Origin of the sequence: Deinococcus aquiradiocola (genome assembly GCF_014646915.1) — a bacterium.
In the GTDB taxonomy this organism is placed as follows: Bacteria; Deinococcota; Deinococci; order Deinococcales; family Deinococcaceae; genus Deinococcus; species Deinococcus aquiradiocola.
Map to the genome: position 1 here is coordinate 102567 of NZ_BMOE01000012.1, position 15236 is coordinate 117802.

The 15236-nt window shown below is 68.9% G+C and carries 16 protein-coding genes; 3 read left to right on the forward strand and 13 right to left on the reverse strand.

The window, feature by feature from the left end; translation table 11 throughout:
* Nucleotides 1-2: 2 nt before the first annotated feature.
* On the forward strand, nucleotides 3-578 hold the full coding sequence (gene pyrE / locus IEY33_RS15205) for an orotate phosphoribosyltransferase (protein ID WP_188964131.1): 576 nt from the start codon (nucleotides 3-5) through the stop codon (nucleotides 576-578).
* A 284-nt stretch (nucleotides 579-862) separates the two neighbouring features.
* Here the strand turns inward: pyrE and IEY33_RS15210 are convergent, their stop codons facing one another.
* The 6 genes from IEY33_RS15210 to IEY33_RS15235 form a co-directional block, all read right to left on the reverse strand.
* Nucleotides 863-1114 carry a hypothetical protein gene (locus tag IEY33_RS15210; RefSeq protein WP_188964132.1) on the reverse strand — a complete coding sequence of 84 codons (252 nt, stop codon included), beginning with the start codon at nucleotides 1112-1114 and terminating at the stop codon, nucleotides 863-865.
* 133 nt (nucleotides 1115-1247) lie between these two features.
* Nucleotides 1248-1439: a 50S ribosomal protein L32 gene (gene rpmF / locus IEY33_RS15215; protein WP_188964133.1), complete on the reverse strand. Its 192-nt coding sequence runs from the start codon at nucleotides 1437-1439 to the stop codon at nucleotides 1248-1250.
* Between the two features lie 167 nt (nucleotides 1440-1606).
* Complete coding sequence (locus IEY33_RS15220) at nucleotides 1607-1975, reverse strand: hypothetical protein (protein WP_188964134.1); 369 nt, start codon at nucleotides 1973-1975, stop codon at nucleotides 1607-1609.
* Complete coding sequence (locus IEY33_RS15225; RefSeq protein ID WP_188964135.1) at nucleotides 1972-2880, reverse strand: hypothetical protein; 909 nt, start codon at nucleotides 2878-2880, stop codon at nucleotides 1972-1974. Before IEY33_RS15225 ends, IEY33_RS15220 begins: the two co-directional genes overlap by 4 nt.
* A gap of 165 nt (nucleotides 2881-3045) precedes the next feature.
* Nucleotides 3046-3534 carry a cyclic pyranopterin monophosphate synthase MoaC gene (gene moaC, locus IEY33_RS15230; protein WP_268238843.1) on the reverse strand — a complete coding sequence of 163 codons (489 nt, stop codon included), beginning with the start codon at nucleotides 3532-3534 and terminating at the stop codon, nucleotides 3046-3048.
* Nucleotides 3535-3537: 3 nt separating this feature from the next.
* Nucleotides 3538-4146: a YceD family protein gene (locus IEY33_RS15235; RefSeq protein ID WP_188964136.1), complete on the reverse strand. Its 609-nt coding sequence runs from the start codon at nucleotides 4144-4146 to the stop codon at nucleotides 3538-3540.
* 213 nt (nucleotides 4147-4359) lie between these two features.
* Here IEY33_RS15235 and rocF point away from each other — a divergent pair, with 213 nt between their 5' ends.
* Nucleotides 4360-5247, forward strand: coding sequence for an arginase (gene rocF, locus IEY33_RS15240; RefSeq protein ID WP_188964137.1), 888 nt, complete (start codon nucleotides 4360-4362; stop codon nucleotides 5245-5247).
* A 67-nt stretch (nucleotides 5248-5314) separates the two neighbouring features.
* Here rocF and IEY33_RS15245 read toward each other — a convergent pair whose 3' ends face one another.
* Entirely contained in the window at nucleotides 5315-5836 is a 522-nt protein-coding gene (locus IEY33_RS15245; protein ID WP_188964138.1) for a hypothetical protein, read from the reverse strand.
* Between the two features lie 113 nt (nucleotides 5837-5949).
* Entirely contained in the window at nucleotides 5950-6339 is a 390-nt protein-coding gene (locus IEY33_RS15250) for a helix-turn-helix domain-containing protein (RefSeq protein WP_188964139.1), read from the reverse strand.
* A gap of 247 nt (nucleotides 6340-6586) precedes the next feature.
* Between IEY33_RS15250 and IEY33_RS15255 the strand changes: the two genes are divergently transcribed.
* The gene (locus IEY33_RS15255; RefSeq protein ID WP_188964140.1) at nucleotides 6587-6850 is read left to right on the forward strand and encodes a hypothetical protein; all 264 of its coding nucleotides are present in this window, start codon (nucleotides 6587-6589) and stop codon (nucleotides 6848-6850) included.
* A gap of 60 nt (nucleotides 6851-6910) precedes the next feature.
* On the opposite strand, the gene IEY33_RS15260 is transcribed toward IEY33_RS15255, so the two are convergent.
* From IEY33_RS15260 to tgt, 5 genes are all read right to left on the reverse strand, one after another.
* Nucleotides 6911-8431 carry a carboxypeptidase M32 gene (locus IEY33_RS15260; RefSeq protein ID WP_188964141.1) on the reverse strand — a complete coding sequence of 507 codons (1521 nt, stop codon included), beginning with the start codon at nucleotides 8429-8431 and terminating at the stop codon, nucleotides 6911-6913.
* A gap of 62 nt (nucleotides 8432-8493) precedes the next feature.
* Nucleotides 8494-9747: a bifunctional folylpolyglutamate synthase/dihydrofolate synthase gene (locus tag IEY33_RS15265; RefSeq protein ID WP_229671056.1), complete on the reverse strand. Its 1254-nt coding sequence runs from the start codon at nucleotides 9745-9747 to the stop codon at nucleotides 8494-8496.
* Nucleotides 9748-9760: 13 nt separating this feature from the next.
* Nucleotides 9761-10687, reverse strand: coding sequence for a manganese-dependent inorganic pyrophosphatase (locus tag IEY33_RS15270; RefSeq protein ID WP_188964142.1), 927 nt, complete (start codon nucleotides 10685-10687; stop codon nucleotides 9761-9763).
* A gap of 99 nt (nucleotides 10688-10786) precedes the next feature.
* Nucleotides 10787-13522, reverse strand: coding sequence for an S-layer homology domain-containing protein (locus IEY33_RS15275; RefSeq protein WP_188964143.1), 2736 nt, complete (start codon nucleotides 13520-13522; stop codon nucleotides 10787-10789).
* A 334-nt stretch (nucleotides 13523-13856) separates the two neighbouring features.
* Nucleotides 13857-15026 (reverse strand): tRNA guanosine(34) transglycosylase Tgt, encoded by a 1170-nt coding sequence (gene tgt, locus IEY33_RS15280; protein WP_188964144.1) that lies wholly within the window; start codon nucleotides 15024-15026, stop codon nucleotides 13857-13859.
* Between the last annotated feature and the right edge of the window lie 210 nt (nucleotides 15027-15236).

A 15236-nucleotide genomic window follows, 5' to 3' on the forward strand; every position in this document is an offset into this window, starting at 1 on the left:
TCATGGATGTTCTTTCCCTTTACCAGCAGGCGGGCGCGTATCACGAGGGGCACTTTCTGCTCGCGTCGGGCCGTCACTCGCCGAAGTTCCTGCAGTCCACGACGCTGCTGCAGCATCCGGCCGCCATGCAGCAGATCGGGGCGGCGCTCGCTCAGAAGGTGCTGGAGGCGGGCCTGCGTCCGGATTTCGTGATCGGGCCCGCGATGGGCGGCGTGGTGCTGGCGTACGAGGTGGCGCGGAACCTGGTGGGGACGCTGCCGGACGTGCGCGCGATCTTCGCGGAGAAGGACGGGCAGGGCGGCATGAAGATCCGTGAGGCGTTCACGGTGCGCGAGGGGCAGTCGTTCGTGGCGGTGGAGGACGTCCTCACGACAGGCGGCAGCGTTCTGAAGGCCGTGCGGGCCACCGAGCGGTACGGTGCGGCGTGCCTGGGCGTCGCGGTGATCATCGACCGGCGCGAGGTGCCGGGGCCGCTCTCGGGGTACCCGCTGCTGAGCCTGAAGGAACTGTACTTCGAGACGTTCGCGCCGGACGAGGTGCCCGCGTGGCTGGCCGAGCGGGAACTGCAGGAGATCTGATCCGGTGTTGAGCTGAACTTCTGGAGTTCAGCCGAGCGAAGCGAGTGCCAACAAGTACGGTGTTGAGGAGATGGAAGCGGGCAGGCGTCCTGCAGGGCGTCCGTTCTGCCCAAGAAGCGGGCAAGCGTCCTCATGGGCGCTGTTCTGCCCAAGAAAGGATGTCGGTGCTGTTTCCGTCATCCCTGGAATCGGATCAACACCGTATGAGCCGGGTTCCGGTCGTCCCACCTGAACAGACGCGCGCCCCGGAGACAGGTTCCGGGGCGCGCGTCTGCTGGGGGCGTTCAGCGGGGCAGGGTGGGCTGGCGACGGCGCGTCGTCATGCCGAGGCCCGCGCCGGCGAGCAGGCCGCCGAGGGCAGCGATGCCTGCCGTCCAGACGACGTTGTACACGGGGTTGAAGAAGTTCGTGCTGCGGTTGGCGGAGGCCACGGCGTGCAGCTGGTTGATGTCGATCACGGTCTTCGCCAGGAACACGGCGGCCACCACGATCAGGATCAGGCCGAGGAGCGCCACGATACGGGCAAGGATGGACATGCGGTCATGATACCCGAGTGGCCGGGCCTGCACGGGTCACGGCCCGCGCCCGGTCAGGGGGTGCGGTGTGGGGGGCGCAAAAGTTGCAGGCCGGACGCTGTTCGCGGTCCGGCCTGCAGGGTGGGGGTACGGCTCAGTCGCTGGCGACTTCCAGGACCTGGCGCCCGTCGTAGTAGCCGCAGCTGCCACAGACGTGGTGCTGGAGCTTCTTGGCGTGGCAGTGGGGGCACTCGACCAGGTTGGGGGCGGTGAGGGCGTGGTGGCTGCGGCGCATGTCGCGCTTGCTCTTGCTGGTCTTCTTCTTGGGGACGGGGTGCTTGGACATGTGGGTTCTCCTGTGCGCTCCAGCATGGTCCGGCTGAGTCCTGAAGAGGGTTCGGCTGGCCCTGCGGGCGTCTACGCTCTACTCCGGCTGGAGCCTGAAGCGAGGCAACAGGGGGAATGATAGCACACCTGCCGCGCAGGCGCGTGGGGGGAGGGCGGATGGTCGGGTCAGCGGCGGCCGCCGCGCCCACCGCCGGGCGGGCCTTTCTTGACGCCGGCGTAGCGGTTGCGTTCCTTGCGGCGCACGGCGCTCGCGCTGGGTTTCTGCTGGCCGCCGAGCAGGCCCTGGCCCTGGCGGGACGCGCCGGGCGTGTCGAGGATCAGGATGCGCGCGAAGGGGATGTACAGCAGGAACACCACGACGGCGCTGCCCCAGAAGCTCGCCACGAAGGGCCGCAGGGGGGTCGCGCCGAGCAGGGTCTGCACGAGCGTCACGACGAGCAGGAACAGCAGGAAGCGCGCCGCGATCCGCGCGATCTTGCGGGGCGGGTAGCCGGGCGTGGGGTCGGGCGTGGTCAGCCAGCGCCAGACGTTCACGCGTCGCTCCCGGTGTCCTCGTCGCTGCCCGGCTGGGCGTCGCGGGCGCGGGCGGCGGGGGTGGGGGCGGTCAGGCGGCGCTGCAGGTCATCCAGGGCCGTCCAGTGGTCCTGTCCGGGTTCGATGCCCTGCACGGCGGCGGGTTTGCGGGCCTTGCGGGCCATGCGGCTGAGGGCCTGCTGCCACGCCACGTCCCGTTCGGGGTGCACGTACAGCAGGCCCGCGACGGCGCTCTTGCCTTCCAGCAGGCCCTGGGTGCCGTTCAGCCAGCGTTGTCCGGCGGGCGCGTCACCGAAGCGCTCGGCGCGTTCCGTGACCTGCGAGGCGGGCAGGTCCGTGCCGAACACGCCGTTCAGTTCGAGCGCGTCGAGCCGTTCGCGCAGCGGGCCGCTCAGGAAGGGGTCGGCGAGCAGCGCGGGCGGCCCGAGGACCGCGACGGTGGGGCGCGACGCGACGTTCAGGCGCGGCATCGCTTCCTTGAGCGGCGCGCTCAGGGGGCGCACGCGGTCCAGCGCGAGGCGTACGAGGCCGGGGTTGTGCGTGAGCCGCTGCCCGAGTTCCGCGGCGCTCGCCAGGGCGGCCGCCCCGTCGTCCGGGATGAGCTGCAGGGCCGGAAGGCCGCTGATGCGGCGCGGCAGCAGTTCGTCGAGCGCCTCGCCCCAAGCGTCCTGCGCGACCGGCAGGGGGCGCGGCAGCAGGATCAGGTCGCTGCGCTGCAGTTCCAGCACGCGGCCCAGCAGGTACTGGATGTGGGCCGCCTCGGTCGGCAGGCTCTCGCGGCCCAGGGCATAAAGTTCTTGCGGCGGCAGGGTGGGCAACGCCACCTCTACCCCCAGTTCGCGCAGAAACGCCTCCCAGAACTGCAGGGGGCGCGCGCCGGACATTCCAATCAGGCCAACCTTCACCCGGACAGTCTACAGGTCCGGAGCGGGAGAAATGAGACCCCTCCCGGCGGGGCGCGTCCGGTCGGTCCCGCACCCGGAGTCCGCGTCACCGGTCCGGGGCTCGCGGCCGGGCGGTGGCGGCGCGTGCCGCCCGGCTGTCCGCCTGGCGTTCGGGTCCAGCGGCGCTCAGTCTTCGCGGGTCGGGGCGCTGTAGTCGCCGCTCTTGCCGCCGCTCTTGGCGAGGAGGCGCACGTCCGTGATCTCGATGGCCTTGCTGGCGGCCTTCAGCATGTCGTACACGTTGAGGGCGGCGACCGTCACGGCCGTCAGCGCTTCCATCTCCACGCCGGTCGGTCCGGCGGTGCGGACGGTGGCGCGCACGCGCACGCCGCGCGGCATCAGGTCCACCTCCAGGTCCACGCCGCTGATGGGGAGCGGGTGGCACAGCAGCACGAGGTCGCTCGTGCGTTTGGCGCCCAGGATGCCGGACAGGCGCGCCACGGTGAGCGGGTCGCCCTTGGCGTTCCGGCCGCCTTCCAGGGCGGCGCGCGCCTCGGGCGGGAGCAGCACCCAGCCTTCGGCGGTCGCGGCGCGCATGGTGGGGGTCTTGGCGCTCACGTCCACCATGCGCGGCTGCCCGTCCTGAAAGTGCGTGAGGGTGGGGGTGTCCGGCACGGCTCAGTCTTCCGGGAGGTTCAGGCCGCCCAGGGCCGCGAAGGGATTCTGCCGGGCGTGCTGGCTGCCCTCCTGCACGCCGAGGTGCAGCGAGGTCTCGTCCTCGATGGGCACGGCGGCGCTGTGCTCGCAGGGGCCGTCGTTCAGGTCGTGGCCGCACACCTGGCACAGGCCCTTGCAGTTCGGGTCGTGCAGCACGCTGAGGGGCGAGCTGAGCAGCGTGACTTCCGCGAGGTAGTGCGAGAGGTTCAGGTCGGGGTTCCCGAACACCAGCAGTTCCTCGCCGGTGTCGGCCTCCTCCAGGAAGGATTCCGGGACGGCCGGGCGGTACTGCATGAGGGTGCCGAGCTTCAGTTCCAGCGGGACCGTGACGGGCCGCAGGCAGCGGGAGCATTCCTGTTCCAGCACGGGTTCGAAGTACCCCTGGAGCCAGAATTCGTTGCCTTCGAGGCTGTTGACGTCGATCTCGTAGGGGGCGGGTTCCGCGAAACGCAGGACTTGCGGGCGGCCGGCCTGTTCGTAGTGCAGTTCGGTCACCTCGCCGCTGGTGCTGACATCGCCGGGCGCGCGCAGCAGGCTGCCGAGGTGAATGCGTGGGGCATCGTCGTTCATGCGTCCATGATAGGGCGCTGACACCGCCCGCACCGGCCGGAGGTCACCATACCGGCCCGGTATGCACCGCAGGTGTGAATATTCACGGCATTATGCACGCGGCTGACCGGCCCCTGACGTGCCGCCCAGCCGCCGCACCGGCCCGCCGCGCCCTGCCGTGCAACTTGATGAGCGGCTGAGGCATACCCCGCCTCACGCACTACGCTGGACACCATGGACATCTCTATTCTGGGCATCCCGATGGATCTCGGCGCAGGCCGCCGCGGCGTGGACATGGGCCCCGGCGCGCTCCGCAACGCCCGCCTCAACGCCACGCTGCGCGGCCTCGGGCACCACGTCACCGACCTCGGCGACGTGCCCGTCACCATTCCCGAAACCATCGACAAGCTCGAACAGGGCGGCCTGATCTTCCGGGACAGCATCCTCGACGCCTGCCGCGAAGCGTACCGGCGCCTCAGCGCCCTGAGTCCCGACACCTTCCCCATCAGCATCGGCGGGGACCACAGCGTCAGCATGGGCACCGTCGCGGGCGCCTCGCAGGGCCAGCGCACCGGCCTGATCTGGGTGGACGCGCACACCGACTACAACACGCCCGGCAGCAGCCCCTCCGGCAACATTCACGGCATGCCCGTCGCGCACCTCACGGGCCTCGGCGACCCTGACCTCAGCCGCATCGGCGGCCAGGACTGGCGCGTGCGGCCCGAAGACATCGTGATGATCGGCATCCGCAGCGTCGACGCGGCCGAACGCGACCTCGTGAAGGAAGCGGGCATCAAGGTGTACACCATGAAGGACGTGGACACGCTCGGCATCTCCCGCATCACCGAGGAGGCCATGGAGCGCCTGAGCGGCGTGCAGCGCCTGCACGTCTCCTTCGACGCGGACGCCCTCGACCCCTCCCTCTGCCCCGGCGTGGGCACCCCCGTGCTGGGCGGCCTCAGTTACCGCGAAGGCCACCTGCTCATGGAACTGCTCGCCGAGTCGCGCCGCGTGACCAGCATGGACATCGTGGAGGTCAACCCCACCCTCGACACGCGCAACACCACCGCCGACGTCATGGTCGGCATGGCCGCCAGCCTGCTCGGCCAGCAGATCATGTGAACGGCAGAGGGGGCGGCCGCGTGCGTGGCTGCCCCCTCCCCTGTCCGGCCGGACGCCGGACCTCCCGTCATTTCGCCATGAGCATCAGGGACACGTCTTCCAGCGGCGCGCCGTTGTCGAGGAACTGCAGGTGAGCGGTCCCGCTCCGCGCGCCCGGCGCGGCAGTGATGCGGTACGTGACGCGCACGCGGTCGTAGTACGACACGTTGATGCTGGCGCTCTTCTCGGTGGTCCTGACGATGTCCTTGGCGAGTTCCGCGCGGGCGAGTTCCACGGTCCAGCCGTTCGGGGCGTCCTTGACGTTCATCTTCAGCCAGGGCGCGTCGATGCTGCTGGAGCTGACGTCGCCGGTCACGTTGCGCTTGTCGAAATCGATCGTGAGCGCGTCGAACCGCTCGTCACTCACCCCGACGTAGCTCTGCGGGTAGGTGTACCGCACGTACGTGGTCTTGCCCACGGCAACTTCCGCCGGTGAGAAGGCCGAGGTGGCGAGCAGGGGCGCGTAGGTGTCCGCACCGCGCACGGTGGGCGCGCAGGCGGCGAGGGTGAGGCCGAGGGTCAGGAGCAGGGGCAGGTGAAGGTGCTTCATGTCGCTCTCAGGCATAGCACATCCTGGCGGATCGCCGGGCCTCATCTGTCGTGCTTCAGGGAGCAGCAGAAAACCCCGTCCGGGGACGGGGCTTCTGGGGCGGACCGTGGTGTTCAGTCCAGGATGCGTTTCAGGTGCAGGTAGATTTCGTACCAGTCACCTTTGTCGCGGGGGCGTTTGCCTCGCAGTTCGATGCGCGAGAGGGTCCGGACCCAGTCCGGCGTGATCTGCGCGCCGAGGACGGGGTCTGCGACGAGGTCCGACAGGCCTTTGGGCATGGCGCCTTCGCTGTTCTGGCCGTAGAATTCCACGCCTTCGAGCAGGTCGTGCACCGAGATGCTGTAGGCACCGGCCAGGGTCTGGAGGGTGTCCAGGCTGGGGTTGGTGCGTCCGCGCTCCAGGTCGGAGAGGTACGGGACGCTGATCCCGGCCGTCTCGGCGATGTCTTTGAGCCGCAGACCCCGTTCACTGCGCAGTTCGCGCAACCGTTCGTGTAATTTCATCTCCACCTCCTGTTCTGTGAATTACAAGACAAGTCCCAGCGCCAGATGACTCCGGTCCGTGGCGTTGCGGCCCGGGGGGTCGGCTTGTCTGGTGGCAGAATCCCGGTCATGTGTTCGGAGTGTAGCACCCGCTTCCGCTCTGGTCAATACAGAATACAGGTCTCCACTTCTTGATTTTCAGGAAGATCTACGCTATCTTCGTAATCAAGAGAGCATTTTAGACAGATTCCTTGTTCTGGAGGCAGGTATGCGCGTACTCGAAACGATCATGGGCACCATCGCCGAAAGCATCCGCGTGGGGCACGCCCACCCCACCACGGTCCTCAACACCCTGATCGAAGCAGAGAACGCCGGCGGACTCGGCACCGTCCGCCGGATCGAACGGCAGCTGAGCATGAGCGCCCCCGCCCTCGCCGCCCGCGCCCACCCGCACAGCGGCCTCGCGCAGGCCTGGCTGAACGCCACGCGCGCCTACCTGATCGCGCAGGCCGAACTGAAACGCGTCGCCTGACCTGAACGCAGAAGCGGCCCGGACCCCGAGGTGAGGTCCGGGCCGCTCGCGTGTGCCGTTTCAGTTCAGGCCGTAGATCTCGCCGTACTTGCCTTCCAGGTACGCCACGTACGCGTCGGCGCTCAGGGGCTTCCCGGTCGCGGCGAGCGTGATCTCGGCGGGCGTGCGGCTGCGGCCGTACTGGTGAACGTGCTGCACCAGCCACTCGCGCAGGCGACCGTACTCGGCGCGGTCCACCTCCTGCGCGATCACGGGGTCCTGACGGGCCGCGTCCAGCAGCTGCACGCTCAGCAGGTTCCCGAGCGTGTACGTCGGGAAGTACCCGATCAGGCCCGCCGACCAGTGGATGTCCTGCAGCACGCCCTGCGCGTCGTCGGGCGGCGTGACGCCCAGGAATTCCTGCATGCGGGCGTTCCAGGCGTCCGGCAGGTCACGCACCTGCAGCGTCCCTTCCAGCAGCGCGAGTTCCAGCTCGAAGCGCAGCATGATGTGGAAGTTGTACGTCACCTCGTCCGCCTCGACGCGGATCAGGTCCGGCTGCACGCGGTTCACGGCGCGGTACAGGCTCAGGGCGTCCTGACCGGCCGCCACGTCCGGCGCCGCCTGCGCGAAGACGCCGAAGTACCGCTCCCAGAAGGGACGGCTGCGGCCCAGCAGGTTCTCGAACATCCGCGACTGGCTCTCGTGCACGCCGAGGCTCGCGCCGCGCGACAGCGGCGTGCGTTCCAGGCGGGCCGCCACGCCGTGCTCGTACATGGCGTGCCCCGTCTCGTGCCACGTCCCGAACAGACTCATCGGGAAGTACCGCTCGTCGAAGCGGGTCGTGACGCGGATGTCGTCGCGGCTGAAGTTCGTCTGGAAGGGGTGCGCGGACTCGTCGAGCCGCGAGAAGCCGGGGTTCAGGCCGAAGGCCTCCTCCGCGATCCTGAGCGCGAAGCGGCGCTGCGCGTCCACCGGGAAGGGCCGCGTCAGGACGCTGTAGTCGGTGGCGTCCCCGGCCGCCACGATGCGGCGCAGCAGCGGCAGCGTGCGGTCGCGCAAATCCGTGAAGGTGGCGCGCACCTGTCCGACCTTCATGCCCGGCTCGTAGTCGTCGAGCAGCGCGTCGTACGGGTGCTCGTCGTAGCCCTGGTGGTCGGCGTAGCGGCGCGCGAGGTCCATCATGCGTTCCAGGTGCGGCGCGAACGTCGCGAAGCTCCCGGTCTGCCGCGCCTCGATCCAGGCGTGGTGCGCCTCGCTGGCCGCGCGGGACTGTTCCTCCACGAACTCGGTCGGGAGGCGCGTCGCCTTGGCATGGTCGCGGCGCGTGACGCGCACGAGGGCCGCGTCCGTCTCGTCCGCAGGGTCGGCCGCCGCGTCCAGCAGCTCGGCGACGCGCGGCGCGGTGAACAGCTCGTGGCTGAGGCCCGCCAGGGTGGACATCTGCAGGCCGCGCACGCGGGCCGCGTCGGGCGGCATCTGCGTCTCCTGATCCCAGGACATCAGGCTCGCGGCAGCATTCAGGTCCGAGACCTGATGCAGCACGCGTTTCAGTTCGGTGAGGTCGCCGGGAGTCGCCTTCGGGTCCGGTGTGGAGGTCATGCCTTCAGCCTAGCGCCTGATACGGATTCCGTCCGGACTGCTCCGGCAACGGGCGTCGGGCGTCACTGCCAGCGTTCGTGCGTCTCGCCCGCCTCGCCGAGCAGCAGCGGGCGCACCTCGCCGATCAGGTAGAGGCTGCCACACACGACGCTCAGGGCGCCGTCCGGCAGCCGGGCGAGCGCCTCGGCGGGCGAGTCGGTCACGATGACGGGCAGGCCGGGCTTCAGGTGCGCGAGCAGGTCGTCCGGCAGGGCCGCACGCGGGCTGAGGGCGGCGCGCGTCAGGATCAGCGACGACATCACGGGCGTCAGGTCGCGCAGCATCTCGCCCGCGTCCTTGTCCTGCGCCGCGCCGAACACCACCGGCACACGCTCCACCCCCAGGCCGCGCAGCGCGTCACGCAGGGCCTTCGTGCCGTCCGGGTTGTGCGCCCCGTCGAGCAGCACCGTCCCGCCCCGCCACGCCACCCGCTCCAGCCGTCCAGGCCACCGCACGCCTGCCGCGCCCGTCACCACGGCCTGCTCGGGCAGGCCGAGGCGCAGGGCTGCCAGGGCCGCCAGGGCCGCGTTGCCTGCACCGTGCGTACCGAGCAGCGGGGTACGCAGGCTCAGCTCTCCCAGCGGGGACCTCAGGTGCACGTCCCAGCCGTCCCAGCCGAGCGGCTCGGCCCGCACCGCGAACTCCCGGTCCAGCGCCCACAGGTCCGCACCCACCGCGTCCAGGATGGGCAGCAGCGCAGCACTCACCCCCGTCACGGCCGGAAGGCCCGCCCGCAGGATGCCGGACTTCTCCGCCGCGATCTCCTCCCGCGTGCCGCCCAGGATGGCCGTGTGGTCCAGGCCGACGTTCGTGACGACGCTCAGGTGCGGCTGCAGCGCGTTCGTGGCGTCCAGTCGTCCGCCCAGCCCCACCTCCATCACGGCCCACGTCACGCCCGCCTCCGCGAACAGCAGGCAGCCGGTGGCCGTCACGATCTCGAAGAAGCTCGCCTGCACCGCCTCCGCGTGCGGCCGGACGCGCGCCAGGGCCGCCTCCACCGTGGCGCCGTCCAGTTCCCGTCCGTCCACCACGAACCGTTCCGAGAAGCGCGTCAGGTGCGGACTGGTGAACAGGCCCGCACGCACACCGCCCGCCCGGAACATGCCCGCCAGTGAGGCGGACGCGCTGCCCTTCCCGTTCGTGCCGCCGACCAGCACCGTCCGGAATGCGATCTGCGGGTCACCCAGACGCCTCAGCAGATCGCGCACGCGCTCCAGGCCAGGATGAACCCCGAAGCGCTGACGGGCGAACAGCCACGCCAGCACGTCGGGGTTCACGCCCTCAGGCCGCTCAGCGGGCGAAATACGCTTCCAGCGTCGGCACGATCTGCTTCTTGCGGCTGATCCGGTCGCCCAGGTCCGCCACGTGGTCCACCGTCACCGCCGCGAACGCCTCGCCCAGCACGGCCGCCTCGCTCTCGCCCGTCACGATCGTCCGGTTCGTCTCGTTCAGGATGTCCACCACACTCAGCACCAGCCCGTCCAAGCCACTGACGCCCTTCTCGGCCTGCATGGCCGCGAGCAGTTCCGCCTGCCGCCCGAACACGTACGCGGGATTCGTCGTCTCGATCACGCCCACCCCCCACTTCTGCGCCCCGAACGGAAAGACCTTGTAGTCCATCTTCAGCAGCGTGCTGGCGGGGGTGTCGCCCAGGTCACTCTTCGCCGCAAACATCGCGAGTGCGTACGCCGTCACGTCCTGCACGCCCGCCACCTGCGCCAGGAACGCCACCGCTTCACGGTCGGCCGCCGTCGTGGTGGGGCTGCGGAAGTGCAGCGTGTCGGACAGCACGGCACTCAGCATCAGGCGCGCGTCGAGCGGCTCGACCGGCAGGTTCGCCTCCAGGTGCAGGCGCAGCAGGATGGTGGCGGTGCAGCCGACCGGGTCGAAGCGCAGCGTGGCAGGCTGCGTCGTCTCCAGGTCCCCGAGGCGGTGGTGGTCCACCACGTGCGTCACGTTCAGACCCTTCAGGCCCGGCAGGCTCTGCGCGCTCTCGTTGTGGTCCACGAGCGCCACCGCCGATCCCTCCGGCAGCGAGGTCAGCAGTTCGGGCGCGTCCACGCCCGCCTCGCGCAGCACGAAGGCCGTCTCGAAGTTCAGCTCCCCGAGCCGGTAGGGCGTGGCGTCCAGACCCTGGCGGCGCAGCAGGTTGGCGTACACGAGGGCCGCCGTGATGGCGTCGGTGTCGGGGTTCAGGTGTCCAAAAACAGCGGTCATGCCCGGATTGTAGCGCGGCCCGCGCACGGCACTCCTGCCACCGTCCACACAACGAACGACCCCCGCCGAAGCGGGGGTCGTTCCTTCAAGCTTCCGGGTTTAGAAGTTGAAGTTGTAGCTGGCCTTGAAGGCCGAGGCGACCGAGTTGTTCGCCTTGTTGGTGAAGTCGGTGTAGTAGAACATGCCGTAGTTCAGCGCGAGGCCGTTGTAGCCGACCTGAGCGAAGACGCCGCTGGCGCTGCCCGCCGCACCACCGTAGTTCGCACCGGTGTAGGGGTCGCTCGCGCCGCCCAGGGGGCTGCGGTAGAAGCGGTCCGCGGTGGGGCTGAAGGTGGCGGTGCCGCCGCTGGCGCTGCTGACGACCGTTGCGCTGCCCACGCCGAAGCCCTGGTAATAGCCGTAGCCGACGCCGGCGGTCAGGCCAGCGACACCCAGGTCGTTGAGGGTCAGGGCAGCCTGGCCGAAGAGTTCGGTCTTGGTGCCGTTCTGGACCTTGATGCTGCTGCCCGCGTTGGAGATCGCGTTGGCGAAAGCCACCGAGATGCTGGGCTTGCCGATCACGTCGAGCTGGGCGGTGCTGGCCTGCACACCGTACTTGACGGCGGTGTAGGTCTTGGTGGCCGTGCCGTCCGCCGTGGTGGTGGTGGTGCTGCCGTCGTTCTTGTCCACGTTGAAGCTGTGGTAACGGGCGAAGGGGGTGACCGTCAGGCCGCCGAGCGTGGCCTTGTAGCTGCCGTACGCCTGGAAGTCGTTGATCTTGTCGTTGTAGAAGTACGCGTCGGCGACCGTAAAGCTCAGGCCCTTGACGAGCGCGTCGGCGGCAGCGCCGTCGTGGCTGAGGACGCCACCGTAGGTGCTGGAGTACGCGAAGGGAACGAGCGCGATGTCCTGGTAGGCACCGGTGCTGTTGTACGCGAAGTCGCCGTTGATGTGGGTGATGTTGTTGCTGGTGGTCTGGGTGGCGCTGTTGTAGAAGCCCACGAGCTTCAGGCCGAACAGCTTGACGCCGCCGGACACGCCGTACGCGGTGTTGTAGGAAGCGGCGGTGCCAGCGTAGTCGCTGAAGCGGTCGCCGAAGGCGGCCACGGTCACGGGGCCGAGGTCGGTCGCGAGGCCAGCACCGTAGCCGACCTGATCAGCACCGTAGGGAGAAGCGTTGCTGTTTCCGGCGATGGCGCCGTAGTAGTCGCTGTCGTTGGAGGACATCCCGGCAACGCCGTTGGCGTAGTTCGCCTGGACAGCGCGGTAGTTCGCGGCGACCTTGGCGACGCCGAAGTCGGCGGAAGCCTGGACGTAGCCGGCCTTGTCGGCCTTGGAGAAGACATCGCTGATGTCGGTGTAGGCGACGTTGTCGAGCGCGCTCACGTCGTAGACACCCTTCAGGTTGATGACGCCGAGCTTGAAGTCCGCGTCCACGCCGACCGCGCTGCGGTTGTTGAGGTTCAGCGCGTAGTTCAGGCCGACGGAGCCGATGCCGAAGGGGTTCACTTCAGCGCGGACGCCGAAGTAGTTGCCCTTGATGACCTGATTGGCCGTGCCGAGGTTGGGGAGGCCGAGGCCAGCGACGGCCGTCAGCTTGGGCGCCAGGGGCAGGCTGGTGGCGTTGACGGTGAGGACCACGCCGTTGCGGTACTGGGTGGGCTCGTAGTCGTTGTCGTTGTTGAAGAGGTAGTCGTTGAACTTGAAGGCGCTGTTCTGGTAGTTGTAGACGACCTTGAAGTCCTGGCCGGCCAGCTTGCCGTTGGCGGTGGCGCTCTGGAACTGGACCAGGCCGCCGGTCGTGCCCACGGTCGTCACGCCGAAGTTGGCGGTCGCGTCGCTGATGACGAGAGCACCGGTCGCGGTGACGATGTTGGAGGCCTTCAGGCCGAAGCTGAAGTCCAGGCCGCTGAAGCTCTGCTTGGTGTCGGTGCAGGCTTCAGCGAAGGCCTGGATGGGGCTGGGGTTGCCGCAGTCCTTGCCGCTGCTGAAGACGCCGTCGGCGAAGGTCTTGCGGGTCAGGCGGTCCACGTCGAACTGGGTGCTGCCGCTGACGAGGCCGATGGCGCCGTACTTGGCGCCCAGGTTGCCGGTGAAGCTGACCTTGGGGGCCGACTCCAGCTTGGTGACGCGGGTGTCGATGCCGGTGACCTTGGTGCTGAGGGCGTTGAAGTCGGTGCGGGTGACGAAGTCGGCCTGGGCGGTCTCGACGGCGCTCACGCGGTCCTGGAGGCCCAGGATGTCGTTGTTGAGGAGCACGGTGAGGTCGTTGAGGGCGGCGATGCTGCTGGCGTTGTCGTCCACGTCGGCGCGGAGGCCGTCGTAGTTCGCCTGCAGGTCGTCGACGCGGGCGTTGACGTCCGCGATCTGCTGGGTCAGGGCGTCGAGCGCGGCGGGGTCGCCGGTCGTGGCGCCGAGGGCGTCCACGCGCGCTTCGAGGCGGCTGAAGTCGTCCTGGCTGACCGAGTTGGACTCGAGGTCGGTGACGCGCACGCCGAGGGCGGCGAGGTCGGCGGCCAGCTCCTGAACGGCGTTCTGGAGGGCGGTCAGGTCGTCAGGGCTGAGGGTGGTGGTGGTGCCGTCGGTGGTGGTGACGGTGCCGGTGGCGACCTGATCCAGGAGGCGCGCGATGATGACGGCGGCCTCGTAGCGGGTCAGGTTCTGGGTGCCACGGAAGGTGCCGTCGGGGTAGCCGAGGATGATGCCCTTGGCCACGATCTTGTCGATGGCGTCCTTGGCCCAGTGGCCGGCGGGCACATCGGTGAGGGTGGGCACCTGCGTCGCCGCGGGAGCCGTCTGGGCCGCTGCGAAGCCGAAGGACAGCGCAGCAGTGAGAACGATCAGAGACTTCTTCATACTTACCCCCAAAAAGGTGTCGTGCGCAGAAAGCGTGTTCGGCTTCAGGATGACGATGGGGCGAGTTTCCGAGTTTCCTCTCCCGGGGACGGTCGCCGTCGGCGCGTTTCCTTGCACAACCTGGTCTCCACCCTCGTTTATGAGAAATAGAGATTCCAGATCAGGGTGATGATACATGGATGAATGGGTAGGGTCAACCAAAAGGAGTCGCGCCTGCTGCGCCCTGAGGGCAGCTGACGCGTTTCTGATGGCTCCTGGCGTGGCTTTTTTCAGATGAGAGTCTTGAACCGGTCTTTAGGCAATGCGGAAAATATCGTCCTGCACGCAGAATGCCTTATGAGTCGCGTGACACGCTGCGCAGGAACCATTGCGGAATGGCGGGCGTCTCACCTGTCTTATGCTTCTCTTTAAAGTACCGCGTGGCCCACTCGGTGGCCCATTCCGTGTACCGGTCCTCGCGGATCGCGGCGGTCGCGCGCTCCACCAGACGGTGCAGGTACCGCAGGTTGTGCAGAGACAGCATGCGGGGAGCGAGCATCTCCTCGGCGCGCAGCAGGTGCGCGAGGTACGCGCGGGTGTAGTGCGTGCAGGCGTAGCAGTCGCATTCGGGATCGATGGGGTCCATGGAGGTCCGCGGCGCGCTGGAGTTCATGTTCAGCCGTCCGTCGTCGGTGAGCGCGTACCCGAAGCGCCCCGTGCGGGTGGGGTACACGCAGTCGAACATGTCCACCCCGAGCGCGATGCCCGCCACGAGGTCTTCCGGGTGCCCGACCCCCATCAGGTAGCGGGGCTTGCCGGTGGGGAGGCGCGCGGCCGTGTAGTCGACCGCGCCGTACATCTCGGCCTTCCCTTCCCCGACCGCCAGACCGCCGATGGCGAAGCCGGGCGTGGCGAAGGGAAGGGTCGCGTCGAGGCTCATCTGGCGCAGGTCGTCGTGAATGCCGCCCTGCACGATCGAGAAGAGCGCCTGGTCGTCCCGCGTCTGCGCGCCACGGCAGCGTTCCAGCCAGCGCACGGTGCGCTCCAGGCTGAGCCGGATGTACTCGCGCTCCGCCGGGTACGGCGGGCACTCGTCGAACGCCATGATGACGTCCGCGCCGAGCGCCTGCTGCACCTCGATGCTGCGTTCCGGAGAAAGGTAGACGGAAGAGCCGTCCAGGTGGCTCTTGAAGGTCACGCCTTCTTCCGTGATGCGGCGCATGTGCCCGAGGCTCATCACCTGAAAGCCGCCCGAGTCCGTCAGGAAGGGGCCGGGGTACGCGGTGAAGCCGGGCAGGCCACCATGCTGCGCGACGAGGTCCGGGCCGGGACGCAGCAGCAGGTGATAGGTGTTGGCGAGCACGATCTGCGAGCCGATGTCGGTGAGTTCCTGCGGGCTGAGGCCCTTGACGGTGCCCTGCGTACCGACCGGCATGAACATCGGGGTCTGCACGGTGCCATGCGGCGTGACGAAGGTGGCCGTCCTGGCCCGGCCACTCTGAGCCTGGATCTGAAACTCGAACATTCGGGTATTCTCTCACGCCTGCCCGTCTGCAGCGGCAATTCAGGGATCTGGCCCGTGCTGCCCTCCGCCAGGGCTGACCAGGTTGCACGACCGCGCGCCCGCACATCCCCAATCAAGGGTCGTGCGGGCGCGCGGTACGGTCTGGGCGGCGTGGTCTGGGCATGAAAAACCCCCCACCGGTGAGGGTGGGGGGTGGAGTGGAGCGGGAGA

What these genes read in the sequence shown, in the direction of transcription:
- pyrE (WP_188964131.1), top strand. Translation starts at nt 3, where the DNA reads ATGGATGTTCTTTCCCTTTACCAGCAGGCGGGCGCGTATCACGAGGGG.
- IEY33_RS15210 (WP_188964132.1), bottom strand. Translation starts at nt 1,114, where the DNA reads ATGTCCATCCTTGCCCGTATCGTGGCGCTCCTCGGCCTGATCCTGATC.
- rpmF (WP_188964133.1), bottom strand. Translation starts at nt 1,439, where the DNA reads ATGTCCAAGCACCCCGTCCCCAAGAAGAAGACCAGCAAGAGCAAGCGC.
- IEY33_RS15235 (WP_188964136.1), bottom strand. Translation starts at nt 4,146, where the DNA reads ATGAACGACGATGCCCCACGCATTCACCTCGGCAGCCTGCTGCGCGCG.
- rocF (WP_188964137.1), top strand. Translation starts at nt 4,360, where the DNA reads ATGGACATCTCTATTCTGGGCATCCCGATGGATCTCGGCGCAGGCCGC.
- IEY33_RS15245 (WP_188964138.1), bottom strand. Translation starts at nt 5,836, where the DNA reads ATGAAGCACCTTCACCTGCCCCTGCTCCTGACCCTCGGCCTCACCCTC.
- IEY33_RS15250 (WP_188964139.1), bottom strand. Translation starts at nt 6,339, where the DNA reads ATGAAATTACACGAACGGTTGCGCGAACTGCGCAGTGAACGGGGTCTG.
- IEY33_RS15255 (WP_188964140.1), top strand. Translation starts at nt 6,587, where the DNA reads ATGCGCGTACTCGAAACGATCATGGGCACCATCGCCGAAAGCATCCGC.
- IEY33_RS15260 (WP_188964141.1), bottom strand. Translation starts at nt 8,431, where the DNA reads ATGACCTCCACACCGGACCCGAAGGCGACTCCCGGCGACCTCACCGAA.
- IEY33_RS15270 (WP_188964142.1), bottom strand. Translation starts at nt 10,687, where the DNA reads ATGACCGCTGTTTTTGGACACCTGAACCCCGACACCGACGCCATCACG.
- IEY33_RS15275 (WP_188964143.1), bottom strand. Translation starts at nt 13,522, where the DNA reads ATGAAGAAGTCTCTGATCGTTCTCACTGCTGCGCTGTCCTTCGGCTTC.
- tgt (WP_188964144.1), bottom strand. Translation starts at nt 15,026, where the DNA reads ATGTTCGAGTTTCAGATCCAGGCTCAGAGTGGCCGGGCCAGGACGGCC.